The sequence below is a fragment of the Lysinibacillus sp. F12 genome (assembly GCF_057773605.1).
This window is the reverse complement of sequence record NZ_JBYMLP010000002.1, coordinates 1,007,304-1,031,078: the sequence shown is the minus strand read 5'-3', so window position 1 is coordinate 1,031,078 and position 23,775 is coordinate 1,007,304. Positions and strand designations below refer to the sequence as shown.

The following is a 23,775-nucleotide window of genomic DNA, read 5'->3' as shown; positions in this document are numbered from 1 at the left end:
TGAGTTTTAGGGGGAAGCGTATGAAGAATGTTGCGAATCAGCGATATTATTTAGTTCGTGAGGATGTTTTAACGGATGCAATGCAAAAAACTTTGGAGGCGAAACACTTATTATCAAGTGGTTCAGTATCTTCCATTTGGGATGCGGTAAAGCAGGTGGATTTATCGCGAAGTGCGTTTTACAAATATCGTGATGCGGTTTTTCCTTTTCATTCAATCGTGCAGGAACGCATTTTAACAGTCTTTTTACAGCTTCAAGATAGAAAAGGAACACTTGCTAAGCTTCTAGAAACTGTGACAATTACACATTGTAACGTATTGACGATTCATCAAACAATCCCTATTCAGGGACGTGCCAATGTTACATTATCACTAGATGTAACAAGTATGACATGTGATCTTGATGACCTAATCCAGCAATTAAAACGGTTAGATTTTGTTGAGTCAGCGGAAGTCATTAGTTCTGGTGCTTTATAATCATAGTAAGGTGTTCGATCCTTTAATTTTTGACAAAAATGACAATTATCGTGTTTAATAATCCATATGCTCTTGAAGCACTGGAGTAATAATACGATACCAAAGCTCAAATAAGGAGCTGTCCCTCAGTGATACATCATCGCTAGGGACTGCTCCTTATTCCATAAAGGAGGTTTTTGCAATGACAAAGCAACAATGGAGAAATCGAATCGCATATTTAGGACCGGAAGCATCATTTACATACTTAGCAACAAAGGCTACTTTTCCAAATGAGTGGCTTGTACCCTGTGCAACGATTCCTGAATGTATTGAGGCAGTAGCAGAGGGAAAGGTAGATCTAGCCGTTGTACCATTAGAAAATGCCTTAGAAGGTTCAGTTACGCTTACACTTGATTATTTATTCCATGAAGCATCACTATATGTAACAGGTGAATTATTACTGAAAATACAGCAGCATTTAATGGTCAATAAAGCACAAAAAGATAATTGGCAGTCCATTGAAGGGGTCTATTCCCATCCACATGCTCTAGCACAATGCCATAAATATTTATTTTATCGTTTCAGTCATGTACCACTACAACAAACAACTTCAACAGCAGCTGCCGCAAAATACGTATCTGAAAACCCAGAACAATGTATAGCAGCGGTTGGAAATGCAGCTGCCGCAGAAAAATATGGCCTTGAAATAGTAGAGTCCAATATCCATGATTTCCATTTTAACCATACTCGTTTCTTTGTTCTGTCTAAGCAAAACCAACGATTGCCACAAGAACTTTCAAATGGGCAAGCGAAAACAACTTTAATGATTACATTGCCGACTGACCGTTCAGGGGCATTGCATCAAGTGCTATCTGTCTTTGCATGGCGTCAACTGAATTTAAGTAAAATTGAATCGCGTCCATTGAAAACAGGACTAGGGGATTATTTCTTCATGATAGATGTGTTAGCGGATGAAAAAGTACCGATGATGCGCGGTGCAATGGAAGAACTAGCTGCACTAGGTTGCAAAGTAAAGTCACTCGGTACATACTTTACGTATCTTACGTCTGACGAAGCATAATAGCTATAAGGGGGAAATAGAATGCGTGGGATTATTTTATTTGATGGTATTTGTAACTTTTGTGATAGCAGCGTTCAATTTATTATCAAACATGATCAAGCAGGCTATTTTCAATTTGCTTCGTTACAAAGTGATGTCGGGCAAACATTGCTCCGACAGTTCAAAATATCTGAGAATATAGATAGTGTAATCCTCATTGAAAATGGGAAAGCATATGTTGAATCGACAGCAGCCTTAAAAATATGCAGAAATTTGGAGAAGATTTGGCTTTGTTATTATCTTTTCATCCTAGTGCCTCCAATTATTCGCAATGCGTTGTATAGAAGGTTTGCTAAGCACCGCTATCGTTTATTTGGTACAAAAAAGGAATGTCTATTACCTACACCTTCACAAAGACAACGATTTCTTTCCTAATAGGTTGGGGTAAAGGGAGAGGAATACTCGAAACACACATTGAAGCACAGTATGAGCAAATACTGTGCTTTTTTATTTTATTGGTCTGTTACCAAATAGCCCTTTTTTTGTAAGGCTTGTTCAATTAACGTTAATACTTCAACAGAGGGGGCTGTAATGACATGAAGATGAATGCCACCCGTTAGTGCAGATAAGTAATTAGCCTGAGTGGCATTAACCCGTTCGATAAATTGTGTTACCTCATGACGGTTTGACACCATGATTGAGGCAGTTAACTCACCATAAATAGGATGTTCAACCATAACATTTTTGACTGTGCCACCACAATCTACAATCGTCATTAGCTCGTCCTCTGTTTGTTCAGATGTGTGTATGCATGGAAATGTGCGTTCAACAGTTTGCTGTAATTGTTCCTGATGCATATAAAGATAACCCTGACTCGTAGCGATAATGGGTTCGTTTCTTGCCTTTAATAAAGTCATATCATTGACGATAACTTGCCTAGAAACATTGGCGAATTTAGCTAAGTCTGTCCCTGTTATAGGTGTTTTACTTTTTTTTAATTGCGCTAATAGTTGCAGTCGGCGTTCCTCGCCTAACATTTTTTTCATAAGAGATCACCTCTGCCCGTAATAATGGAAACAGTATTCCCTATAGGTTAGTGTACCATGAAGCATTTCTAACTTGTTGAAATTTTTGTATCCAAATGAAACATTGAACATATGATACGTAGAGAGGAAGGGAGGAAAAAATTGCGTATTCATATTGTTCAAAAGGGAGACACATTGTGGAAGATTGCGAAAGAGTACGGCATTTCGTTTGAAGATTTGAAGCGGCTCAATGTCCATCTTGCCAACCCAGATTATATTGTCCCGGGCATGGAAATTATTTTGCCTGAAAAAATAAACAAAGAGCCACATAAAGAAATGCCAAAAAAGGAATCACAAATGCATAAGGAGACACCTAAGGAAGTTCCGAAAAAAGAGGTACAGAGACCAATGCCACCGCCACCACCAATTGTACCACCTGCTCCAATGCCAATGCCTGAGCCACAAATGATTCCAATACCTATACCAATGCCAATGCCAATGCAGATGCCACAACAACCGATGTGGGTTCCACAGCCTGTAGAAATGAATTGGCACCAACAGGTAGTCATGCCACAAGTAGAGCAAACAGTCACAACACCACCACCAGTACAAATACAGCCAGCGCCGCCACCGCCACCACCACCACCAGTAGCGAAGCCAATGCCACATCCAGTACCACAACCAGCACCACCAATGCATATCATGCCACATCCAGTACCACATTGCTCAAGCTGCCATCAACCAATTTATCATCAAATGTGGTGGCCAATGCCAATGCAGCCACAGGCCGAGCAGTATATGATGCCGCAGCAGCCGATGTCCTTTGAGATGCCAGAAAATAAAATGGGCGAGATGGAAGACTTCTTAGAGTCTACATCACCATTTTTCCACACGCCTAATCAACAAATGCAGCCACAATTTAATATGATGCCTGACATGAACATGGGCAAATCATGTGGCTGTGAAGCACAATCATGTGGCTGTCAATCACAACCAATGCAGATGCCAATGCCTGCATGGCAAATGGATCCGTGTCATTGTCCACCACCACCATGCCCAACGCATTGTCCACCGCCATGCCCGTCATCAGTAGGACCTTGGATGTCACCGCATTATTTCCCAGGCGGGATGACGCCTTATCGATGGTGAAAAAGCGTATATTGTCGAAGAGGTAAAATCAAATATTTGGAAATATAGGTATCGATCGAATACTTACTTTGTCAAACGAGCAAAACAACTAGAAATTGCAGAGAAGGTAAGAACAATTCATCGCCAGCTAGGTCGAATTGAACCTAATCTTATCCTACCATTAGTCCAAAGTGACGATGAGCAGCTAATTGTGCAAGAATGGCAAGAAGGTAGCCATGGTGCCAATTTTGCTCATAAAAAGGATCGCAGGGAATCTCTTCAACTACTAATAGCTTTACATGACACATATAAAAAAGTTGCTTGGCAACGCTTGCCTGGCTTGCATACCTATTCACAACTTTTAAAATGGCAAATGCGTCATATGCGTTTTAAAAGCAGAAGAAATGAGTTTCGGGCTTTCTTAACAAAAGAAGAGATCGATCAAATATTGCATTATAGTGATAAATCGCTGCAGTTAATTGCGCTGGAAGATGTAGCCGAAAAAGAAATTACACTATTGCACGGGGATGTCGTGCATCATAATTTTTTATGGTGCACGGATGGACAATTGCGTTTAATTGATTTTGATTTGGCACATCTTGGAGAAGCGGATGACGAGTATATTTTATGGTTGCATCGGGTGCTACCTGCAGTTGATTATGATTTAGCCAAAGTCTTTGCGGAGTTACCAGAACTGAAACGGCTTGATAAAAGAAAGCTTCATCGTTTAAAATATCCGAATGAACTATTAAGGGAATGGCTTTTCGCTGTGGATTTACCCCTTGATCAGCAACTAGTATTTTTAGATTATTTAGTACCATTTACTAAACGAGCCCTCACCTATTGGCCAAAACTGTGGTACGATATTGATAGATTTGTGAAGAAATGACCGTCATTTGGCGGTCATTTTTGTCTTGAACAGCGTTTTGAACAGGACTTTCTGTCGAGCATTCGTTCGCTATATGCTATAATCGAAGACGATGATTGTGAGGGAATATAGATGTATGATTATTTAAAAGGACTAATTACTCGTATTACACCAGAATATATTGTGCTAGAACAAAAGGGTATTGGCTGGCAATTGAATACGCCCAATCCGTTTGCATTTCGAACATCAGCCATGGAGCAACAAATTTATGTTCATTTGCATGTACGAGAGGATGCACAAGTGCTTTATGGTTTCCCAAATCTAGATCAGCGCGAGCTTTTTCGAAAGTTAATTTTAGTATCTGGAATAGGTCCTAAGGGAGCGCTGGCTATCTTAGCGACTGGCAACCCACAGCAGGTTATAAGTGCGATTGAACGGGAAGATGAAACGTTTTTAGTGAAGTTCCCAGGAGTAGGTAAAAAAACTGCTCGTCAGATGATATTAGATTTAAAAGGCAAGCTAGGCTCTTTATTAGAGACAATCGAACTGCCGAGTACAGAAGATGAGCTGCCATTGTTTGGCGTTCATCCTTATAAACACGAATTAGAAGAAGCAATACTTGCTTTAGCGGCACTTGGTTACTCTGAAAAGGAGCTCGAAAAAATTCGCCCACTGCTTGAGGATAACGACAAGCTGGAAACGACAGATGCCTATATGAAACAAGCGTTACAACTATTATTAAAATTAAAATAAGGAAGGAGGGAAGAGGCATGTCTGAACGTATGATGGCTAGTGAGGCAAGTGGCTATGATGAACAATTTGAATTATCTTTACGCCCGCAAAGGTTAGCCCAATACATAGGGCAACATAAAGTAAAGGAAAATTTACAAATTTTCATTGAGGCAGCAAAACTTCGGCAGGAAAGTTTAGATCATGTGCTGTTATATGGGCCACCAGGGCTTGGCAAAACAACATTAGCTGTTGTTATTGCAAATGAGATGAGTGTCAATGTACGCATGACAAGTGGTCCTGCAATTGAACGTCCAGGAGATTTAGCAGCGATTTTAAGTTCACTAGAGCCTGGTGATGTTTTATTTATTGATGAGATTCATCGATTACCTCGTGCCATTGAAGAAGTGTTATATCCAGCAATGGAGGACTTCTGTTTAGATATTGTTGTGGGAAAAGGTCCTGAAGCACGTTCTGTACGCCTTGATTTACCTCCCTTTACCCTTGTAGGTGCTACAACCAGAGCTGGTGCCTTATCAGCACCTCTAAGAGATCGCTTTGGTGTTTTATTACGCTTAGAGTACTATGATGATATTTCCCTTGCTGAAATAGTTGCTCGCAGTGCTCATTTATTTGAGGTAGAAATTGAGCAAATAGCAGCAATGGAAATGGCGAAACGCTCTCGTGGCACACCTCGAATTGCCAATCGCTTATTGAAACGAGTACGAGATTATGCACAAGTGCTTGGAGATGGTATGATAACGGAGGGCCTTGCAAAGCAAGCGCTAGAGCTGTTACAAGTCGATCCAAGAGGGCTTGATCACATTGATCATAAACTTGTCACTAACATGATTGAGCGCTTTCGAGGAGGTCCTGTGGGCTTAGATACGCTTGCAGCATCGATTGGTGAGGAACGGGTGACTATAGAAGATGTATATGAACCCTATCTCATGCAAATTGGGCTTATTCAACGTACACCACGAGGAAGAGTAGCGACACATTTAGCCTACGAACATTTTGGATATGAGTATCCCCAACAAACATAAAGAAGGAAGTTTTTTTCATGCGTGTAGAAGATTTTGATTTTGAATTACCAGAGGAGCTTATTGCTCAAACACCTTTAGTAGATCGGACAGCTAGTCGATTAATGGTCGTAACACCTGGCTCAAATGAAGTAGAGCATCACCATTTTGCTCATGTCTTAGAGGAGTTACGTACTGGAGACTGCCTTGTGTTAAACGATACAAGAGTCTTACCTGCTCGCTTAATGGGTGTAAAAGAGGAGACAGGTGCCCATATAGAGGTACTATTATTAAAGCAATTGCCAGGTACAGATGAGTGGGAAACACTTGTAAAACCAGCAAAACGTGTAAAAGTAGGGACAGTTATTACATTTGGAGATGGATTGTTAACAGCTACTTGTACAGGTGAGCTTGACCATGGTGGACGAACATTTGAATTTCATTATGATGGAATCTTTTTTGAAATACTAGAGCAGCTTGGTGAAATGCCATTACCGCCTTATATACGAGAAAAATTAGAAGACAAAGATCGCTATCAAACGGTCTATGCGAAAGAGCGTGGGTCAGCTGCTGCTCCAACGGCCGGGCTCCATTTTACAGAAGAATTATTAGAACAAGTAAAGGCAAAAGGGGTAGAGGTTGTCTTTATTACACTTCATGTAGGACTTGGAACATTCCGTCCAGTTAGTGTAGATTCTATTGAAAACCATGAAATGCACGCAGAATTTTATAGTGTGACAGAAGAAGCAGCAGACACGATTAATCGTGTAAAGCGTAATGGCGGGAAGATAATAGCTGTTGGGACTACCTCTACACGTACATTGGAGACAATTGGCTCTAAATATGATGGTGAGGTACGAGCAGAGCAAGGTTGGACGTCTATTTTCATCTATCCAGGCTATACTTTTACCGTGGTAGATGGTTTAATTACAAACTTCCATTTACCAAAGTCAACCCTTGTTATGCTAGTGAGTACGCTAGCCACTCGTGAAACTATTTTAAGTGCTTATCAGCAAGCTGTAGAAGAAAAATATCGCTTCTTTAGTTTTGGTGATGCTATGTTTATTCGACCAAAAGAATAAAAAAGAAAAAATCGGAGTACTGTTTTTACTTCAGATCAGAGAGGATTTTTATTTTTATGACACAACCAGCTATTCGCTATGAATTACTTCATACATGTAAACAAACAGGAGCACGTCTTGGCATTGTGCATACACCACACGGCTCTTTTGAAACACCAGCATTTATGCCTGTTGGAACACAAGCAACAGTTAAAACAATGTCACCAGAGGAATTAAAAGAAATGAATGCTGGTATTATCTTATCCAACACGTATCATTTATGGCTTCGTCCAGGCAATGATATCGTTAAGGAAGCAGGCGGACTGCATAAATTTATGAATTGGGATAGACCCATTTTAACAGATTCAGGTGGTTTCCAAGTATTCTCCCTAAGCCAGTTCCGCAAAATTGAAGAGGAAGGCGTACATTTCCGTAACCATCTTAATGGGGATAAATTATTCCTAAGTCCAGAAAAAGCGATGGAAATTCAAAATGACTTAGGCTCGGATATCATGATGGCTTTCGACGAATGTCCACCGTATCCTGCAACACATGAATATATGTTGCAATCGGTAGACCGTACAACACGTTGGGCAAAACGCTGCAAAGAAGCCCATAGTCGTCCAGAAGAACAAGGGTTATTCGGAATTATTCAAGGTGGTGAGTATGAGGATCTACGCCGTCGTTCTGCAGAAGCATTAGTGGAGTTAGATTTCCCAGGCTACGCGATAGGAGGACTATCTGTTGGTGAACCAAAAGATATCATGAACCGTGTTCTTGAGTTCACAACACCGTTAATGCCAGCAAATAAACCTCGATATTTAATGGGAGTGGGTTCACCAGATTCATTAATCGATGGAGCTATTCGTGGTGTTGATATGTTCGACTGTGTTCTACCAACACGTATTGCTCGTAATGGTACACTGATGACATCAGAAGGTCGTTTAGTCGTAAAGAATGCAAAATATGCTCGTGACTTTGGGCCGATTGATCCGAACTGTGATTGCTATACATGTAAAAACTATTCACGTGCTTATATTCGTCACCTGATTCGCACAGAAGAAACGTTCGGTATTCGTTTAACGTCTTATCATAACTTACACTTCCTGTTAAAGCTAATGGAACAAGTGCGTGAGGCAATTCGTCAAGATCGCTTAGGTGATTTCCGAGAAGAATTTTTCGAGAAATATGGCTTTAATGGACCAAATGCGAAAAACTTTTAATTAATTACTTTTCTAAGGATAATAAAGTGAACGAGTTTTTTTATAAAAAGGGACATTAGAAAACCTCTAATGTCCTACATTACTTGCCATAGTATGGCAAAATCATTCAAAACTTTGTAAAAAGTGAATATTTCTAGCAAAATATTGTCAATCATAGAAAAAATATTAGTAAATGAGAAAATTTTTGGGCTTGTCCATCGCTTTTTAATGGTGGAATAGTCTATACTAAAAAAGTGAGATTTGGAAAGGGGGCAAGAAGTAATATGGATCAATTATTAGGCTTAGCACCGATATTATTAATGTTCGTTGCTATGTGGTTTATCTTAATCCGTCCAGCTAAAAAAAGACAGCAGGAAACACAAAATATGCAAGGTAGTTTGCAACGTGGAGATAAAGTCATTACAATCGGTGGCCTGCATGGTGTCATTGATGCAATTGAGGACACAGCAGTAACATTAAAAATCGCTGATAATGTACGTGTAAAATTTGACCGTCAAGCAATCGGACGAGTTGAGAAAGACATTTAAACATTATAAAGAAAAAGGCTTACAATAGCTATATTGTAAGCCTTTTCTTGTGCGCTGAAGCGCAAGGGAGGGGTATATTCCTCCTGTCACTATTTCATTGTATTTATTTTATGAATTAAGTCGGGACCTGAATCATTGCCATTTACAATAATTCTACTTAATGTGAATAATCCATCGCCCTTTTTAACACTTTTATTCTGAATAACAAAGCCCATCTTAAAACCAGCCTCCTGTGCAATTTTAATGGTGGCAGCAGATTGAATACCGTATGGATAGCTAATGGCGATGGGCTCGTAGCCTAATTTTTCTTTAATTATTTTTCGGGAGTGAATAAAATCATTTCTGACTCTAGCCTCGTACTGCTGCTGGCTCTCTAATTGTCCATTCAAATAGCTTGGACCGTAAATAGCCCCATTCAGTCTGCCGAATTTTGAAGGTAATTTATAATGGGAGTCCCAAGTATGGCTTTGAATCGTTATATAATCTTGCATTTCTTTTAATTGATCCCAGTTCATCTTGGCAATTTCATGTGGATAGGCAAAATCTTTACTTGTATCGACTATTCGGCTTGCAATAACAAAAATTTCCGCATGTATGTCATATTTTTTCAAAATCGGATACGCCATTTCGTAATTGCTGAGATAGCCATCATCGAAAGTAATTAATATAGGCTTTGCGGGTAATTTGCTTTGGTTAGTCAAGTAATCGTGTAATTCTTTGACAGAAATCGCATGATAACCTTCTTCCTTAAGGGACCTCATTTGTTTCTCAAAATTATTGGGTGAAATAACTGTATTATTGTTTATATTTTCCGCTAAATGGTGGTACATAAGAACGGGTATATTCTGTTCTTGGTATCCATAAGTAAGAAATGGATGAGTAAACAGAACAATATAAACAACAACGAAAGCAATTATTTTCCTTATCATTTTCTCACCTTTTTGCTGTTTATAGTCTTAACTGTTTCGTTCTTTATATTTTGTACGAACAACTACGGACTATTCCTTGTATTTTTAGCAATATCCAGTCATTCTTCTGTATAAAAAACAAAAATAAGGTCACCTTGATATTATGGGGGTGTTATTGATGGAAGAATATTTCCACATCATTTTTAGAACCTGTTTTTTATATGTGTTTATCATCATTGTCTTTCGTTTAATGGGTAAACGAGAATTGGGTGAGCTATCTGTCATTGATTTAGTGGTTTTTGTATTAATTGCAGAAGTGGCTGCTTTTGCGTTAGATGATTATAAGAATCCTCTTTTTAATGCCATTTTACCCATTATTATTTTGCTCTTTATACAAATATTAAGTGCTTATTTATCGTTGAAGTTCAAAGGTATACGCGACTTAGTTGATGGTGATCCAGCGTTACTAGTGAAAGACGGTGTGATTTTAGAGAGTGTAATGCGTAAACACCGTTATAATTTAGATGATTTATGTCAGCAATTACGAGAAAATGGTATCGCCTCTGTCACCGATGTTGCATTTGCCTATTTAGAACCTTCGGGAAACCTTTCCGTTTACAAAAAAGATGAAAAAGCATTCGTTTATCCTTTGATTATTGATGGAGAGATTCAAGAGAGACATTTATTAACCATGCATAAAGACGTGGAATGGTTAAAGAGTGAATTAGCTAAAAATAATATTACAGATAGTGAAAAAGTATTTTTTTGTATTTGGGAAGACGAGCGACTGTATATTCAATTAAAGGAAAACTAAACTTTCTTTGCTAATTTACGGATATAGCGGAAATCTGTTATACGTAATTGATTTGTAAATAATAAACTCGTAAATAGTAAAAATAATGTGACAAAGCTATTTAAAATAAATGGTAGTGATAGTAAGGGCATTAGGAAGTACTGGGCGATACAAACGACAATAAAGCAACTATAAGGTACGACAAACATTCTAAAGCCTGCTCGTAAATTTTTCCGTTGTCTAACAGTTGCTATATGCAAGAAAGAGGTCATCAATACGCCAAAACCAATAGCTACCACAGCTCCTTTTTCTTGAATACCGGGCTGAGAGGCAAGTACAAACATAACAAATAATTTCCCTAGGCCCCCATAGATGGAGTTCATCATCGCTGCCCGAGCTTCGCCAATCGCCTGAAGGATGGAGTGCAGAGGGCTTTGAATATAATAAAAATAAAAAATGGGTGCTAAAATTTTTACGTAACCACGATTTTCTTCTAAATGGAAAAGCTTCATAGCCAATTCATCACCATGTACAAAGAAATATGTAGCGGCAAAACAGCCCACTAAAGAAGATAATCTTAGGGAAACCGAAATTCGTTCCTGTAACAAAGGGATATGCTGTCTAGCAACGGCATCACTAACAGCCGGAATAAGGACAATCGATAAAGCGGTTGACACAAAAGCAGGAAATAGTAGTAGTGGCACCAAAACACCTGAGATGACACCGTATAGAATGGTAGCTGCTGATGCTGTTAAGCCTGCTACTGTTAAAGCTTTTAAAAAGATAATTGGTTCTAAAAACCAAGTGAAAGAACCAAAAAGCTTGCTGCCTGCGGAAGGCAGAGCTATACGTAGCATGGGCGATGAAGGATAACCTTCGATTTTTGTTTTGCGCGCAATTAATTTCTTTTTTGAAACTATATAATGCAGCCATAAATAAAGGAATGCTACTACCTCTGCAGCAAGCGTAATACCCATGGCGGCAGCAGCTGTCACAGCGGCATTATTATAATTAGCCACGTATGGAAGCATTAGTGTAATAAAGCTAATCCGAACAACTTGTTCAATCATTTGTGACCATGCGGTAGGTGTAATTTTAGCGATACCTTGTAAATAAGCACGTAATAAACCAGATCCTACTGATACTGGTACGGCAAAGAGAGCAATCCATAAAGTGAAAGTTGTATGTTCATTATGTAAGAGCGTTGTAGAAATATATGGTATAGTGAGTGCAACAAGGGGCATAAAAACGATCATACCAATAAACGACCAAAGAATCGCAGTACGCATGACGCCAAATATGCTTTCGCGTTTATTTTTAGCTAGTAATTCTGCCACAATTTTAGCTACAGCAATAGGTAGTCCAAGTTGAATGAGTGAGATGAAGAAAATAAATGCTGGATAGACGGTCATATAAATACCGACTGCCTCCTCACCAGCAATTCGCATAAATTGCATTCTATAAAAGAAGCCAAAAAGTTTAGATAAGAAAATGACAAACATTAAAAATAATGTACCTCGTACAAAAGAACTCATGCCATCCGTCCCTTCTCAAGCCGCAAAAATTCATTTACACTATTTGTATGCAAGCATGTCTTACGTTACGACTTTGATTGGAGATGATTCAAAATGAGTATGCAATATGAGCAACTGTTTGAAAAAATTCGTCCTGCCATTGATAGTAAGATAGCAGAGTTCAAGTATTTTCGATATGATGCTATAACGGCTGAAGAGCTTTGGCGGTACTGTGTTGAAAAAAAATGGCGTAAAAAGAAAGTAGAACAACTTCGCTTATATGAGGTGATTGCTACCATATTCTCGGTATCACCATCTGATATTGTCTCATTCAATCAAGTAGAGTTTTTACAAAGTGACAATTGGTTTGAAGAATTGAATACAGAAGAATTACAATTACTGCTTGGTCCAGTCAAAACGTAAATAACGATGTGTCAAATCTTGTAATAATTCAAAGAAACCTACATGTGTTGAATTGACACCAAGCGCAACCTGTTTCATAATAAGTGTGTTGCGCTTTTTTTATTTTGAATAACTGTTTACTTACATAAATCTTCTATGCGATTTTACTTGCATTAGGAAGGTTAGTACCTAATAATACAAAGATAAACTTGCGCGTTATGAACGAATGAACTAAGTGAGGCAACCTTTTTGAAACACAGGTAACATGATTCTAAGGAAAAGGAGGATTAATCGTTTCAAAAGGTATTGCTAGTTACTTGTTTGGCGTGTAAGGACAACCCTTACACCATTTCGAGGAGGATTTTCGATGAAACTAAAAAGTCGTATAGTTGCATTCCTATTAATTCTAGTGCTTCTGGCAGCTGGAATTGGTACGACTGTAAACGGCGTCTTAAAGGACATTAAGCTTGGTCTTGACTTACAGGGCGGGTTTGAGGTGCTTTATGAGGTAAATGAATTAAAGGCAGGACAAAAAATCACACCGGAAGTTGTTGCAGCTACGGCAACAGCCCTTGGTAACCGTGTCAATGCCATTGGTGTTAGTGAGCCAAGCATTCAGGTAGAGGGAGAAAACCGTATTCGTGTGCAATTAGCTGGTGTTGAAGATCAGGAATCGGCACGTAAGCTACTATCTACTTCTGCAAATTTAACATTCCGTGATGTGGATGATAATTTATTATTAGATGGGAATGATTTAAAAGAAAATGGGGCTAGTGCTTCCTTTGACCAACAAAATCGCCCAATCGTATCATTAAAATTAAAAGATGCGGGAAAATTTGCTGATGTAACAAGTAAAATTGCTGCGAAACCTGCAGGACAAAATTTATTAGTTGTATGGTTAGACTTTGAAGAGGGTGTAGACTCTTATAAAGCGGAGTCACAAAAAGCGAAGCCACGCTATGCATCAGCAGCAACAGTTAGCCAAACATTAAATACTACAGACGTTATGATAAGTGGTAGTTTCTCTGTTGATGAAACAAAAAATTTATCAGGAATTTTAAATGCAGGGGCACTACCTGTTAAGCTTGATGAAATTTACTCAACTTCTGTTGGTGCTCAGTTTGGTGATGAGGCACTGAAAAGTACCATTTTTGCAGGTATTGTCGGCGTAGTAATTATTTTCTTATTTATGTTATTTTACTATCGTCTACCAGGGGTTATTTCCATCATTACACTTGTTGTATTCACATTCTTAGTATTGGTTGTATTTGATTGGATTAATGCGGTATTAACGCTTCCAGGTATTGCCGCCATTGTACTTGGTATAGGGATGGCTGTAGACGCTAACATTTTAGCGGCAGAACGTATACGTGAAGAGCTTCGAGTAGGGTATTCTGCTAAGCAGGCATTCCAAATTGGTTCTAAACAATCTTTATCGGCTATTGTGGATGCACAGTTGACAACGCTATTAGCAGCGGGCATTCTATTTTACTTCGGGACAAGCTCTGTAAAAGGTTTCGCAACTACATTAATTATAAGTATTCTATTGAGCTTCTTAACAGCAGTTTGGGGTTCCCGTGTTCTATTAGGGTTCCTTGTTAACAGTGGCTATTTCAATAATCCAGCATGGTATGGTATTGCTAAATCAAAACAACATAGTTTGGAAGAAAACATTGGTACATTAGATTTAACAACGAAATTTGATCGTTTCGATTTTGTTCACAATCGTAAGAAATTTTATACATTCTCTTTAGCCATTTTAGTGGCTGGTTTAGTGGTTATAGGTATTTTCCGACTAAACCTTGGTATCGATTTCTCTAGTGGTACACGTATTCAAATTGAAGCAGAACAAACGTTAACACAAGAAGAAGTGGCAAAATTCGTTGATAGTATCGGTTTCCCTTCGGAGGATATTGTCCTTTCAGGAGAAAAGAGCACATCTGCAGTTATTCGTTATAAATCTGATTTATCACAAGCAGATATTTTAAAATTCCAAAAGGAAACAACCGATAAATATGGTCATAAGCCTACTGTAAGTACGGTATCGCCAACAGTTGGTAAGGAGCTTGTGAAAAATGCCATTAAAGCATTGTCACTTGCAGCACTTGGGATTATCATTTATGTAGCAATTCGCTTTGAATGGCGTATGGGTATTGGAGCAATTGTGTCATTATTACACGATGTATTCTTAATCGTTGCTGTCTTTAGCTTTATGCGCTTAGAGGTGGATATTACTTTTATTGCGGCAGTTTTAACCATTGTTGGTTACTCCATCAATGATACGATTGTTACCTTTGACCGTATGCGTGAAAACTTAGATCGATATGATACCATTAATGACCGTGAATTATTGGCGGATATTGTGAATAAGTCGCTCCGTCAAACAATGGGACGTTCTGTTAATACCGTCTTAACAGTTATTATTGTTGTTATAGCCTTATTAATTTTTGGCGCACCATCTATTCAAAACTTCTCAATTGCGTTATTGATTGGTCTAATTACAGGTATGTATTCTTCCATCTGTATCGCAGCTCAAATCTGGTATTCATTAAAAATTCGTGAAATGAAAAAATCAGATGGGCAGCTACACAAAAAAGAGAAAAAACAATGGGGTACAGACGAACCTGTTGTATAATTATGGGCAGGGTATAGAAAACGAATTGTTTTCTATACCCTGCTTTTATGATGCAAAAAAATCTGCTGGCTTTCTAAAAAGCAGCAGATTTTTATAGGTTATAATTTAAATTGCTGAAGCAATGTCTGTAGCTGCTGAGCATGTTGACTTAATTCTTCAGCGACCGCATTCACTTGCTGCATAGTCGCAACTTGTTCATCAACAGACTCTGCAATTATTTGTGAATTGCTGGCTGATTGATTTGAAACGCTTGCTATTTCCGTGACAGAGGCAGCAACCTGCTCAGCACTGGCGGAAATTTCTTCAGATGTGGCAGAGATTTCCTCAATTTGCTCCGTAAATGCTGTCACTGCTGATGTGATGGAGTAGAAAGCATCTCCTGCCTCATGAATTTTGTTTACGCCGTCTTTTACAGAAGCTAGACCATTATCGACAGCGGCTGCAACATTGCGTGTATCTGTCAGAATTTCTTTTGTAATGGCAACGATTTGATTGGCAGACTGATTAGATTCCTCAGCAAGTTTACGTACTTCATCCGCTACTACCGCAAAGCCCTTACCGTGCTCCCCAGCTCTTGCCGCTTCAATTGCCGCATTTAAGGCCAGCAAATTTGTTTGCTCTGAAATGGCCGTGATGACGGCTGTAATTTGTCCGATTTCTTCTGATTGTTTACTTAGTTTATCTGTCAATGTAGCAATTTCAGAGGTAGCCACAGAAATGATAGACATCTGCTCTTTCGCTGTGGAAATGGTTGTTCCTCCTGTTCGCGCGAGCTGGGTCATACTTTCTGCATTGGCATGAAGGCTTTGTGTCGCCTCTGCAATGCGTTGAACACCGGATGCTGTTTCATCCATTGCCACAGCACTTTGCTGTGAAGCACTTGCAGATGAAACGATATGTGTTGAATTTTCTTGAATTCGTTGGGCAATATCATCAGAAGTTGCCGTCACTTCCTCTGTGCTAGCAGACAGCTCTTCAGAGACAGCTGATAGGTGGGAGGCGCTATCTTGAATGTTTGACATTAATCCAGTTAGATTTTGCTTTAAAGTATTGACTGCCACGGCTAGTGTACCAATTTCATCATTTGATTGGTGAGTAAGCTCATCAATCGATAAATCTCCTTGTGCTAAAGTATCAGCCGCTCCAATTGCAAGATGCAATGGCTGAACAATCGATTTTTTAACAAAATACATAAAGTAAACGCCAATAACGGCACTAGCCAATAGAAGCGTGATGGAAATAATAATTGCTCTTGCAACCGTTTGATTAACTTCAGCATCAACCTTTTGTAGCTGCTCATTATGATAATCTAACATTTCCTTCGTTAATTGGAAGAGTTCTTTATTATCTTTTGTCACATCATTATTTATGTAAGAGAGGGCTAAATCGACATTTCCATTATTGAAGGCTTGGACTGCCTTTTCGGAATGAGTAAGTAAATCTTTTTGTAATGCTGTGATTTGCTGCATAATATTTTTTGTGTAGTCTGAACGAACAAGGGTAGAAAGCTCATTCACCGATTCTGGTAAAAGCTTTTCATAGCGCGCTAAGTTTGCTTTAGCGGTTTCATCCTTTGGATTTAAAATATAGGAACGTAAAAATAAACCTTGTGATGCGAGTTCTTGCTGAATTTTCACTGTTAATTGCATTTGTACAATACGGTGCTGCAGTACTTCTTCTAGATCATTTTGCGTAGCTTTGAATTGCAGAAAGCTCACAATACTAGAAATGAAGAGTAAACATGTTAATGAAATGAAGCCCAGATTTAGTTTTTTACGAACGGACATAGACGTTCCTACCTTCTTTTGTTATATGGAAAAAATAAATGTTCTGAAATTACTATAGCTTGATATTTTTACAAGGTCAATACTCAGAAAATTTTCAACAGGAGAAGTATTATTTACTTTTTATGGAATTTAAAAAGGTTTATATACCTATGTAAAAGGCTTCTGAAATCCATGTTATCCACTTGATTCTTCAAAATTGATTGACAATTATATTTATTTAGCATAAAATTAAGGCTAACTTTTTGTTCGGTCAAGGTAGAAGGCTACGGGAGCGTGGTCAACCTAAGAACAGATGAGCTGAGTGTAGATGAGAATAGCTGAGAAATTGTTGAATAAGAGTAGTAGCATAGGTGTGCAATATAGAGAGTCAGTGGCTGGTGAGAACTGATTTGTAGCTTATGTGAATGGACTTATGAGAGTCGCTTTTAAAAAGCGAACGTGAATCCCCACGTTATAGGGAATGCTTGAACGTATAGAGGCCTTGCAATCAATATGATTAGCAATGGACCGTACAGGAGCAGGCATTAAAGTGAGAGCAATATGCTCTAATATGAGGTGGCAACGCGGTCATGATCGTCCTCTGCAATTAGGAATAATCCTTTTTGCAGGGGATTTTTTTATTTTCATTCAACAGTACATTTTTCTTCATTCGTCTAGACATTAGCAAAAGGAATCTTTGGAAAAGGAGATTAAAAGCTATGCAAACAACGAGTTCAAGAACAAAAATGAAAACCATCAACGGCGATTCTTTAACACCGATTTTAATTTTTAGACGTTTACAGGGTAAGCATAAGTTTTTGCTTGAAAGTTCAGCCCAACATGAGGGAGCAGGAAGGTTTTCTTTTATTGGTGCTAATCCAAGAAAAACGTATAAGGGGATGGGGCAAGAAATTCAGGAGTATTCCTATCAAACTGGAAAAACCTCTGTCCATAAAGGAGAGCTCTTTGCCCTATTGAAAAGACTCATGCCCCGTATTTCCAATACAACTGATTTTCCGTTCTCTGGAGGGGCCATTGGTTATATAGGTCATGGAGCAACATCGATGCTACGAACAGATGGAAAGGATCTCCCAGAAGCTCATTTTCATGTCTATGAAACAATTATTATTTTTGATCATGTAACTGATGAGGTGACGTTGATTCATACAAATATAGATGTGGAAAAACAAGAGCCTGATTTGGAGAAATTAGCACAACAGATATTAGAAGGGCATGTAAGTGAAGAAGCAACTTACATGTATCAATCACTTGATACTTCTACACAGGATCAATTTTCAATAGCTCTACAAAATATTCAACGTAATTTGAATGGGGAAATAACAAGAGTTATATTACCGAAGCGCCATGTTGCAAACTTTCAGGGAGATGCTTTTTCGTTATATAGACAGCTTCGTAAAAAAAAGTCAGCTGCCTATATGTATTATGTAGAGTTTGAAGATTATATGGTTTTAGGAACTTCTCCTGAAAGTCTAATACGAGTGAAAGGAGACCGAGTGATTGCAACTCCAACAGAGGGCACATACCCACGGGGGAAAACGAAAAGCGATGACCTAATTAATGAGCGTAAACTATACAACCATCTAAAAATTAGAAAATCACATGCCGTCCTTGTGAGTGCAGTGCAGCAAGAGTTACAGTCTGTTTGTTTTCGGGATTCTGTTCAAGTAATCGATGCTATGCACATTGAGAGATCGAAGCAAGCTATACACATGACTTCAAGGATAGAGGGGCGACTTTTGCCGATGCTACATGCCCTTGATGTATTAGCAGCAATGCTACCACCATATTCAACTACAGGGATACCTAAAGAACAGGCAACCTATTATTTGGAAAAATGGCATCATACTGCGGGTATATTTGGTGGAGCTCTCGGTTTCATCGGTTTTAATGGGCATTTGGATTTTGCTTTAACAGGGCAATCCATTGTGGTGAAACAAACAATGATGCATATGCAATCCACTATTGCGGTGACAAAATATACGGACGTATTAAAAGTTTTACAACAGTTGGAAGAGGAAGAACGTGCATATTTACAGTTATTGGCGAATAATGGAGGGCAAAATAAATGAAACATTTACAGCGGAAAGTGTTACAAGGGCAGCATTTGATGTATGAAGAAATGCTAGAGGTGGCGCAATGGCTATTTCAGGATGACACACCTAAAGATGAAATCGCAAGCTTTTTAACAGCCCTATCTATAAAGGGGGAGACTGCTCATGAGGTAGCGGCCTTAGCAACAATTATGCGGTCATTTGCCAGTAATGTCCCAGTAAAAGAAGGACGTTATATGGATAATTGTGGAACTGGTGGAGATGGCCTTCATACATTTAATATCAGCACTGCCTCTGCATTCGTACTAGCTGGAGCTGGTGTTAAAATTGCCAAGCATGGAAATCGTAAAATTTCGTCCTCCTCTGGCAGTTCGGACGTTTTAGAGGCATTAGGCATTCATACAGAGATGACAATTCCACAAACTGTAGAGCTATTGGAAAAGGAAGGAGTTTCTTTTTTGTATGCACCGAATGTTCATCCCAAACTAAGGAGGATTGGGGAAGTGCGACGTTCACTTGGTAGATCAACCATCTTCAATCTAGTTGGTCCTTTAACAAATCCTGTAGCCCTTTCAACACAATTCACAGGCATTAATCGGCCCCAATTTGTCATGGAATATGCTTCTGTTCTACAAATGCTAGGACGTGAACGTGCCATTGTAGTATCAGGTCCTCAAGGGCTCGACGAGGCTTCCTTAGCAGGGCAAAATACATTGGTTTTACTAGATAAAGGGGATTTGATTCCATTCTCATTAACCGCAGAGGATGTCGGTCTTCGCTCGGCACCATTAGAGGCCATTCGAGGTGGCAATGCTGATGAAAATGCGGTGATTATGAAAAATTTACTGGCTGGGGAGCAAAGTGCCTACTTAGATACGGTATTGATAAATGCCGGCATCGGATTATTCGCTCATGGTCAGGCAGAAACGATTAAAGAAGGAGTGGCTATGGCGAAAGACAGTATTGGTAGTGGGCGAGCACTACAAAAATTGGAAACGGTTGTAGCTTATAGTGAGCAATTAAAAGGAGTGGAGGTCGGACAATGAATATTCTTCAAAAAATACTTCAGCAAAAGAGGATAGAGGTAGGAGCATTATTAGAGCAGCCCGATCCTTTAGCAAATTTTTCAGAAAAGCAACGCCCTTCGTTATTTCAATCATTACGGCAAGCAAACACATTGCAGGTGATTGCTGAAATGAAACGTGCTTCGCCTTCCAAAGGGTTAATTGCTGGCGGGGCAGACCCAGTTGCACAAGCACAAGTTTATGCCCAGGCAGGAGCAGCAGCTATTTCTGTATTAACGGACAAGGAATTTTTTAAAGGCTCCTTTGAAGATTTAGCCGCAGTTGCTCGTGCTGTGGATACGCCACTTCTTTGTAAAGATTTTATGGTGGATCGAGTGCAAATTCGATTTGCTAAGGCAGCAGGTGCATCTATTATTTTATTGATCGTGGCAGCATTAACGGATGAAGCTTTAGATGATTTATATAGCTATGCAACGAGCTTAGGCTTAGAGGTTTTAGTGGAAGTGCATGATAGAGAGGAGCTAGAACGTGCACTTGCAGTAGATGCGAAATTGATCGGCGTTAATAATCGAGATTTACGTACTTTTAAGGTCAATTTGCAGCGCACAAAGGAGATTGCAAAAGCTTTTCCGTTTGATGAGGGACACATTTTAATTAGCGAAAGTGGCATTTGGTCCCAGGACGATGCGAAACAAGTGGCGGCTATGGGCGCTAGTGGCGTTCTTGTTGGAGAAGCATTAATGCGGAGCGGAGATGCAGGGCTAGCACTCAGGCGTTTACAAGTTCAAACCGAGGAGACTTCAGTATGACAAAAGTTAAAATTTGTGGTTTACAAGAATTAGAACATATCCAAACAGCAATTCAAGCTGGTGCAGATGCTGTGGGCTTTGTTTTTGCACCAAGTAAACGTCGTGTATCCATTGAACAGGCACGGCTATTAGCAAAGCAAGTGCCACAAGGTGTTTTGAAAATTGGTGTCTTTGTCAATCCAACTGCTGCTGAATTACAGGAAGCGGTTGAGCGAGTGCCTTTAGATTACGTGCAATACCACGGAGAGGAAACAGCAACATTTATTTTAGAACAAGGTTATCCAGCTATTAAAGCATTGTCTATCAGGACAAAAGAGGATGTGCAAGCTGCTGCTAATTTTCAGGTGGACTATTATTTATTCGATGCTCCTGGAACTACTTTTAAGGGTGGAAGTGGTCAAACTTTTGACTGGACTCTACTCGATGAGGTGGGCATTCCACGAGAAAGATTAATACTAGCTGGTGGACTGAAGGCGGATAATGTTGAAGAAGCCATCACAGCTGTAGACCCTTATATGGTGGATGTATCAAGTGGTGTAGAAACAGATGGCATTAAGGATCATAAAAAAATAAGGACATTTTTACAAGTAGTAAAGAGGGGGGATAAATAATGACCATTTCGATAGCTAATAGTGTACCAACAAAGGCAGGGCGGTTCGGTCAATTTGGAGGGCGGTTCGTACCTGAAACATTAATGACTGCCTTGCTAGAATTAGAGAATGCCTACGAGGAAGCTTTAGAAGATTCCTCGTTTACAGAAGAGCTATCCTACTATTTGCAGGACTATGTGGGACGTGAAACCCCGCTTTATTTCGCAGAAAATCTTACAAAGAAGCTTGGTGGAGCTAAAATCTATCTAAAGCGTGAAGACTTAAATCATACAGGTGCTCATAAAATTAATAACGCGATTGGCCAGGCACTTCTTGCCAAACGAATGGGAAAAAAGAAGATTGTTGCAGAGACAGGAGCTGGGCAACATGGTGTAGCAACGGCTACCGCATGTGCCTTATTAAATCTTGAATGTGTTGTTTTTATGGGTGCAGAAGATATTAAACGGCAGCAGTTAAATGTTTTCCGTATGGAACTACTTGGCACGAAGGTTCAGTCGGTAGAAAGTGGGTCAAAAACTTTAAAGGACGCTGTAAATGCTGCTTTGCGCTATTGGGTGACAAATGTGGAGGATACGCATTATATTTTAGGCTCTGCCTTAGGCCCACATCCATTTCCAAAAATTGTTCGTGATTTTCAGCGGATTATCGGGGTTGAGACAAGAACGCAAATTTTGCAAAAGGAAGGTCGTTTACCAGATGCAGTTGTCGCTTGTATTGGTGGTGGCAGTAATGCAATTGGTATGTTTCATCCATTCGTTGACGACGAATCGGTTGCCTTATATGGTGTAGAGGCAGCAGGGAGTGGTCTTGAAACTGGGCGGCATGCAGCGGCTATTGCAGGTGGACAATTAGGGGTATTACATGGCGCTTACATGTATTTACTACAAGATGCAAATGGCTTTGTTCAAGAAGCGCACTCTATTTCAGCGGGGTTAGACTATCCGGGAAAAGGGCCAGAACATTGTTATTTACACGATATTGGTCGAGCTCAATTTAACGCCATTACAGATGCTGAAGCGTTAGAAGGATTACAATTATTAAGTAGAACAGAGGGCATACTTCCCGCGCTTGAAAGCTCCCATGCAATTGCTTATACTGCAAAGCTTGCCAAAACAATGCAGAGTGACAGCATTATTGTGGTGTGCTTATCTGGCCGAGGGGATAAAGATGTACACACAGTTCGTGCAGCACTAGGAGGGGATATGAAATGACGACTTTACAACAGGCGATTGCCCAGACAAAGATTGAAGGACATAAGGCTTTTATCCCGTATATTATGGCAGGCGATGGAGGGCTAGAAACTATCAAGCCAACGATTTTAAAACTACAGCAGCTTGGCGTAACAGCTGTTGAAGTAGGTATTCCCTTTACAGACCCTGTTGCAGATGGTCCAACAATTGAGCGGGCTGGAGAACGTGCATTGGCAGCAGGTGTAACGTTGAGGAAAGTATTACAAACTCTTGCTTCATTTAGAGAGGAAATAACAGTCCCTTTAGTTATAATGACGTATTTTAATCCAGTAATAGCATATGGCTTGGAGGCCTTTGCTCAAGCTTGTATTGCTGGAGGAGTCAAAGGAATTATCGTGCCAGATGTGCCATTAGAGGAAAGCGGAATTTTACGAGAGGCCTTAAATCCCTATAGCATTGATGTGGTCCAGCTTGTATCATTAACAAGTCCTCCTGAGCGTATTGCTCGAATTGCTGCTGCAAGCCAAGGATTTGTTTATGCAGTGACTGTAAATGGAATTACAGGGGAACGCTTTAATTTTGCTACTAATTTAGAACAACATTTTGCCCACTTACGTCAGGCAAGTCCAATCCCAGTACTAGCGGGATTTGGCATTTCAACACCCGAGCAAGTGAAAAGTATGGGAATGTTGGGGGATGGGGTCATCGTTGGGAGTGCCATTGTGACGGCCTTACATGAAGGCAAGATGGCAACAGTAGAAGCATTAATAGCTGCTTCAACAAACGTTTATGAAAAGTCTACTCTTTACTAGAGTGGGCTTTTTTTGCTGTGTGACGGATAGCGAGAGGAGAGTGGCGAATAGCAGTGAGAAAGTGAAAGATAGCGAGCAAAACCAGTCGGATAGCCTTCTTAAACCGATGGATAAAACTATCAATCTAACGGATAGTGCGT

The 23,775-nt window shown here is 39.6% G+C and carries 23 protein-coding genes and 1 other annotated feature; of the genes, 19 read left to right on the top strand and 4 right to left on the bottom strand.

The features are described from left to right. Positions 1-20 precede the first annotated feature (20 nt). The 3 genes from AC3CH7_RS12165 (at position 21) to AC3CH7_RS12155 (ending at position 1,950) form a co-directional block, all read left to right on the top strand. On the top strand, positions 21-476 hold the full coding sequence (locus AC3CH7_RS12165) for an ACT domain-containing protein (RefSeq protein ID WP_004226679.1): 456 nt from the start codon (positions 21-23) through the stop codon (positions 474-476). A 181-nt stretch (positions 477-657) separates the two neighbouring features. Next, a complete protein-coding gene (pheA, locus tag AC3CH7_RS12160) occupies positions 658-1,536 on the top strand; it encodes a prephenate dehydratase (protein ID WP_099805926.1) in 879 nt (292 codons plus the stop codon). A gap of 21 nt (positions 1,537-1,557) precedes the next feature. Further along, positions 1,558-1,950, top strand: a complete 393-nt coding sequence (locus AC3CH7_RS12155) for a thiol-disulfide oxidoreductase DCC family protein (protein WP_012295455.1) — start codon at positions 1,558-1,560, stop codon at positions 1,948-1,950. A gap of 77 nt (positions 1,951-2,027) precedes the next feature. Here AC3CH7_RS12155 and AC3CH7_RS12150 read toward each other — a convergent pair whose 3' ends face one another. Further along, complete coding sequence (locus AC3CH7_RS12150; RefSeq protein WP_012295454.1) at positions 2,028-2,561, bottom strand: transcription repressor NadR; 534 nt, start codon at positions 2,559-2,561, stop codon at positions 2,028-2,030. 141 nt (positions 2,562-2,702) lie between these two features. Between AC3CH7_RS12150 and AC3CH7_RS12145 the strand changes: the two genes are divergently transcribed. The 7 genes from AC3CH7_RS12145 to yajC all read left to right on the top strand — a co-directional run bounded on the left by AC3CH7_RS12145 (position 2,703) and on the right by yajC (position 9,098). Next, a complete protein-coding gene (locus AC3CH7_RS12145; protein ID WP_036162243.1) occupies positions 2,703-3,689 on the top strand; it encodes a LysM peptidoglycan-binding domain-containing protein in 987 nt (328 codons plus the stop codon). Further along, positions 3,679-4,557 carry a phosphotransferase gene (locus AC3CH7_RS12140; protein WP_308741248.1) on the top strand — a complete coding sequence of 293 codons (879 nt, stop codon included), beginning with the start codon at positions 3,679-3,681 and terminating at the stop codon, positions 4,555-4,557. Before AC3CH7_RS12145 ends, AC3CH7_RS12140 begins: the two co-directional genes overlap by 11 nt. Positions 4,558-4,668: 111 nt before the next feature. Beyond that, on the top strand, positions 4,669-5,289 hold the full coding sequence (gene ruvA, locus AC3CH7_RS12135; protein ID WP_012295451.1) for a Holliday junction branch migration protein RuvA: 621 nt from the start codon (positions 4,669-4,671) through the stop codon (positions 5,287-5,289). A 17-nt stretch (positions 5,290-5,306) separates the two neighbouring features. Continuing rightward, a complete protein-coding gene (gene ruvB, locus AC3CH7_RS12130) occupies positions 5,307-6,311 on the top strand; it encodes a Holliday junction branch migration DNA helicase RuvB (protein WP_031419291.1) in 1,005 nt (334 codons plus the stop codon). A gap of 17 nt (positions 6,312-6,328) precedes the next feature. Next, the gene (queA, locus tag AC3CH7_RS12125) at positions 6,329-7,369 is read left to right on the top strand and encodes a tRNA preQ1(34) S-adenosylmethionine ribosyltransferase-isomerase QueA (protein WP_031419290.1); all 1,041 of its coding nucleotides are present in this window, start codon (positions 6,329-6,331) and stop codon (positions 7,367-7,369) included. A 56-nt stretch (positions 7,370-7,425) separates the two neighbouring features. Next, positions 7,426-8,571, top strand: a complete 1,146-nt coding sequence (tgt, locus tag AC3CH7_RS12120) for a tRNA guanosine(34) transglycosylase Tgt (RefSeq protein ID WP_012295448.1) — start codon at positions 7,426-7,428, stop codon at positions 8,569-8,571. A 263-nt stretch (positions 8,572-8,834) separates the two neighbouring features. Then, a complete protein-coding gene (gene yajC / locus AC3CH7_RS12115) occupies positions 8,835-9,098 on the top strand; it encodes a preprotein translocase subunit YajC (RefSeq protein WP_012295447.1) in 264 nt (87 codons plus the stop codon). 89 nt (positions 9,099-9,187) lie between these two features. On the opposite strand, the gene AC3CH7_RS12110 is transcribed toward yajC, so the two are convergent. Continuing rightward, positions 9,188-10,027 (bottom strand): polysaccharide deacetylase family protein, encoded by an 840-nt coding sequence (locus AC3CH7_RS12110; protein ID WP_031419289.1) that lies wholly within the window; start codon positions 10,025-10,027, stop codon positions 9,188-9,190. A 157-nt stretch (positions 10,028-10,184) separates the two neighbouring features. On the opposite strand from AC3CH7_RS12110, the gene AC3CH7_RS12105 reads away from it, so the two are divergent. Beyond that, complete coding sequence (locus tag AC3CH7_RS12105) at positions 10,185-10,820, top strand: DUF421 domain-containing protein (protein WP_031419288.1); 636 nt, start codon at positions 10,185-10,187, stop codon at positions 10,818-10,820. Here the strand turns inward: AC3CH7_RS12105 and AC3CH7_RS12100 are convergent. Further along, a complete protein-coding gene (locus tag AC3CH7_RS12100; RefSeq protein ID WP_031419287.1) occupies positions 10,817-12,334 on the bottom strand; it encodes a putative polysaccharide biosynthesis protein in 1,518 nt (505 codons plus the stop codon). The two genes, AC3CH7_RS12105 and AC3CH7_RS12100, sit on opposite strands and share 4 nt — an antisense overlap. Before the next feature lie 93 nt (positions 12,335-12,427). On the opposite strand from AC3CH7_RS12100, the gene AC3CH7_RS12095 reads away from it, so the two are divergent. Both AC3CH7_RS12095 and secDF read left to right on the top strand, forming a co-directional pair. After that, positions 12,428-12,736: a post-transcriptional regulator gene (locus AC3CH7_RS12095; protein ID WP_031419286.1), complete on the top strand. Its 309-nt coding sequence runs from the start codon at positions 12,428-12,430 to the stop codon at positions 12,734-12,736. Positions 12,737-13,082: 346 nt separating this feature from the next. Beyond that, positions 13,083-15,350, top strand: coding sequence for a protein translocase subunit SecDF (gene secDF / locus AC3CH7_RS12090; protein WP_207889327.1), 2,268 nt, complete (start codon positions 13,083-13,085; stop codon positions 15,348-15,350). A 98-nt stretch (positions 15,351-15,448) separates the two neighbouring features. Here the strand turns inward: secDF and AC3CH7_RS12085 are convergent, their stop codons facing one another. Beyond that, on the bottom strand, positions 15,449-17,137 hold the full coding sequence (locus AC3CH7_RS12085; protein ID WP_012295439.1) for a methyl-accepting chemotaxis protein: 1,689 nt from the start codon (positions 17,135-17,137) through the stop codon (positions 15,449-15,451). A 319-nt stretch (positions 17,138-17,456) separates the two neighbouring features. After that, positions 17,457-17,721, top strand: a binding site (T-box leader). 114 nt (positions 17,722-17,835) lie between these two features. Between AC3CH7_RS12085 and AC3CH7_RS12080 the strand changes: the two genes are divergently transcribed. Genes AC3CH7_RS12080 through trpA form a run of 6 tightly spaced genes read left to right on the top strand, consistent with a single transcriptional unit; the run spans position 17,836 to position 23,635 of the window. After that, on the top strand, positions 17,836-19,206 hold the full coding sequence (locus AC3CH7_RS12080; protein WP_031419283.1) for a chorismate-binding protein: 1,371 nt from the start codon (positions 17,836-17,838) through the stop codon (positions 19,204-19,206). Next, positions 19,203-20,234, top strand: coding sequence for an anthranilate phosphoribosyltransferase (trpD, locus tag AC3CH7_RS12075; RefSeq protein WP_488381756.1), 1,032 nt, complete (start codon positions 19,203-19,205; stop codon positions 20,232-20,234). Before AC3CH7_RS12080 ends, trpD begins: the two co-directional genes overlap by 4 nt. Continuing rightward, positions 20,231-21,022 carry an indole-3-glycerol phosphate synthase TrpC gene (trpC, locus tag AC3CH7_RS12070; RefSeq protein ID WP_012295436.1) on the top strand — a complete coding sequence of 264 codons (792 nt, stop codon included), beginning with the start codon at positions 20,231-20,233 and terminating at the stop codon, positions 21,020-21,022. Before trpD ends, trpC begins: the two co-directional genes overlap by 4 nt. After that, positions 21,019-21,633: a phosphoribosylanthranilate isomerase gene (locus AC3CH7_RS12065; protein ID WP_031419281.1), complete on the top strand. Its 615-nt coding sequence runs from the start codon at positions 21,019-21,021 to the stop codon at positions 21,631-21,633. The genes trpC and AC3CH7_RS12065 overlap by 4 nt, the downstream gene beginning before the upstream one ends. Beyond that, positions 21,633-22,844 carry a tryptophan synthase subunit beta gene (trpB, locus tag AC3CH7_RS12060; RefSeq protein WP_031419280.1) on the top strand — a complete coding sequence of 404 codons (1,212 nt, stop codon included), beginning with the start codon at positions 21,633-21,635 and terminating at the stop codon, positions 22,842-22,844. Before AC3CH7_RS12065 ends, trpB begins: the two co-directional genes overlap by 1 nt. Continuing rightward, positions 22,841-23,635, top strand: a complete 795-nt coding sequence (gene trpA, locus AC3CH7_RS12055) for a tryptophan synthase subunit alpha (RefSeq protein ID WP_447402471.1) — start codon at positions 22,841-22,843, stop codon at positions 23,633-23,635. The genes trpB and trpA overlap by 4 nt, the downstream gene beginning before the upstream one ends. The last annotated feature ends 140 nt before the right edge of the window (positions 23,636-23,775 follow it).

Excerpts from the sequence above, each read along its gene's own strand:
- AC3CH7_RS12165 (WP_004226679.1), top strand. The coding sequence starts at position 21 with ATGAAGAATGTTGCGAATCAGCGATATTATTTAGTTCGTGAGGATGTT.
- pheA (WP_099805926.1), top strand. The coding sequence starts at position 658 with ATGACAAAGCAACAATGGAGAAATCGAATCGCATATTTAGGACCGGAA.
- AC3CH7_RS12155 (WP_012295455.1), top strand. The coding sequence starts at position 1,558 with ATGCGTGGGATTATTTTATTTGATGGTATTTGTAACTTTTGTGATAGC.
- AC3CH7_RS12150 (WP_012295454.1), bottom strand. The coding sequence starts at position 2,561 with ATGAAAAAAATGTTAGGCGAGGAACGCCGACTGCAACTATTAGCGCAA.
- ruvA (WP_012295451.1), top strand. The coding sequence starts at position 4,669 with ATGTATGATTATTTAAAAGGACTAATTACTCGTATTACACCAGAATAT.
- ruvB (WP_031419291.1), top strand. The coding sequence starts at position 5,307 with ATGTCTGAACGTATGATGGCTAGTGAGGCAAGTGGCTATGATGAACAA.
- queA (WP_031419290.1), top strand. The coding sequence starts at position 6,329 with ATGCGTGTAGAAGATTTTGATTTTGAATTACCAGAGGAGCTTATTGCT.
- tgt (WP_012295448.1), top strand. The coding sequence starts at position 7,426 with ATGACACAACCAGCTATTCGCTATGAATTACTTCATACATGTAAACAA.
- yajC (WP_012295447.1), top strand. The coding sequence starts at position 8,835 with ATGGATCAATTATTAGGCTTAGCACCGATATTATTAATGTTCGTTGCT.
- AC3CH7_RS12110 (WP_031419289.1), bottom strand. The coding sequence starts at position 10,027 with ATGATAAGGAAAATAATTGCTTTCGTTGTTGTTTATATTGTTCTGTTT.
- AC3CH7_RS12105 (WP_031419288.1), top strand. The coding sequence starts at position 10,185 with ATGGAAGAATATTTCCACATCATTTTTAGAACCTGTTTTTTATATGTG.
- AC3CH7_RS12100 (WP_031419287.1), bottom strand. The coding sequence starts at position 12,334 with ATGAGTTCTTTTGTACGAGGTACATTATTTTTAATGTTTGTCATTTTC.
- AC3CH7_RS12095 (WP_031419286.1), top strand. The coding sequence starts at position 12,428 with ATGAGTATGCAATATGAGCAACTGTTTGAAAAAATTCGTCCTGCCATT.
- secDF (WP_207889327.1), top strand. The coding sequence starts at position 13,083 with ATGAAACTAAAAAGTCGTATAGTTGCATTCCTATTAATTCTAGTGCTT.
- AC3CH7_RS12085 (WP_012295439.1), bottom strand. The coding sequence starts at position 17,137 with ATGTCCGTTCGTAAAAAACTAAATCTGGGCTTCATTTCATTAACATGT.
- AC3CH7_RS12080 (WP_031419283.1), top strand. The coding sequence starts at position 17,836 with ATGCAAACAACGAGTTCAAGAACAAAAATGAAAACCATCAACGGCGAT.
- trpD (WP_488381756.1), top strand. The coding sequence starts at position 19,203 with ATGAAACATTTACAGCGGAAAGTGTTACAAGGGCAGCATTTGATGTAT.
- trpC (WP_012295436.1), top strand. The coding sequence starts at position 20,231 with ATGAATATTCTTCAAAAAATACTTCAGCAAAAGAGGATAGAGGTAGGA.
- AC3CH7_RS12065 (WP_031419281.1), top strand. The coding sequence starts at position 21,019 with ATGACAAAAGTTAAAATTTGTGGTTTACAAGAATTAGAACATATCCAA.
- trpB (WP_031419280.1), top strand. The coding sequence starts at position 21,633 with ATGACCATTTCGATAGCTAATAGTGTACCAACAAAGGCAGGGCGGTTC.
- trpA (WP_447402471.1), top strand. The coding sequence starts at position 22,841 with ATGACGACTTTACAACAGGCGATTGCCCAGACAAAGATTGAAGGACAT.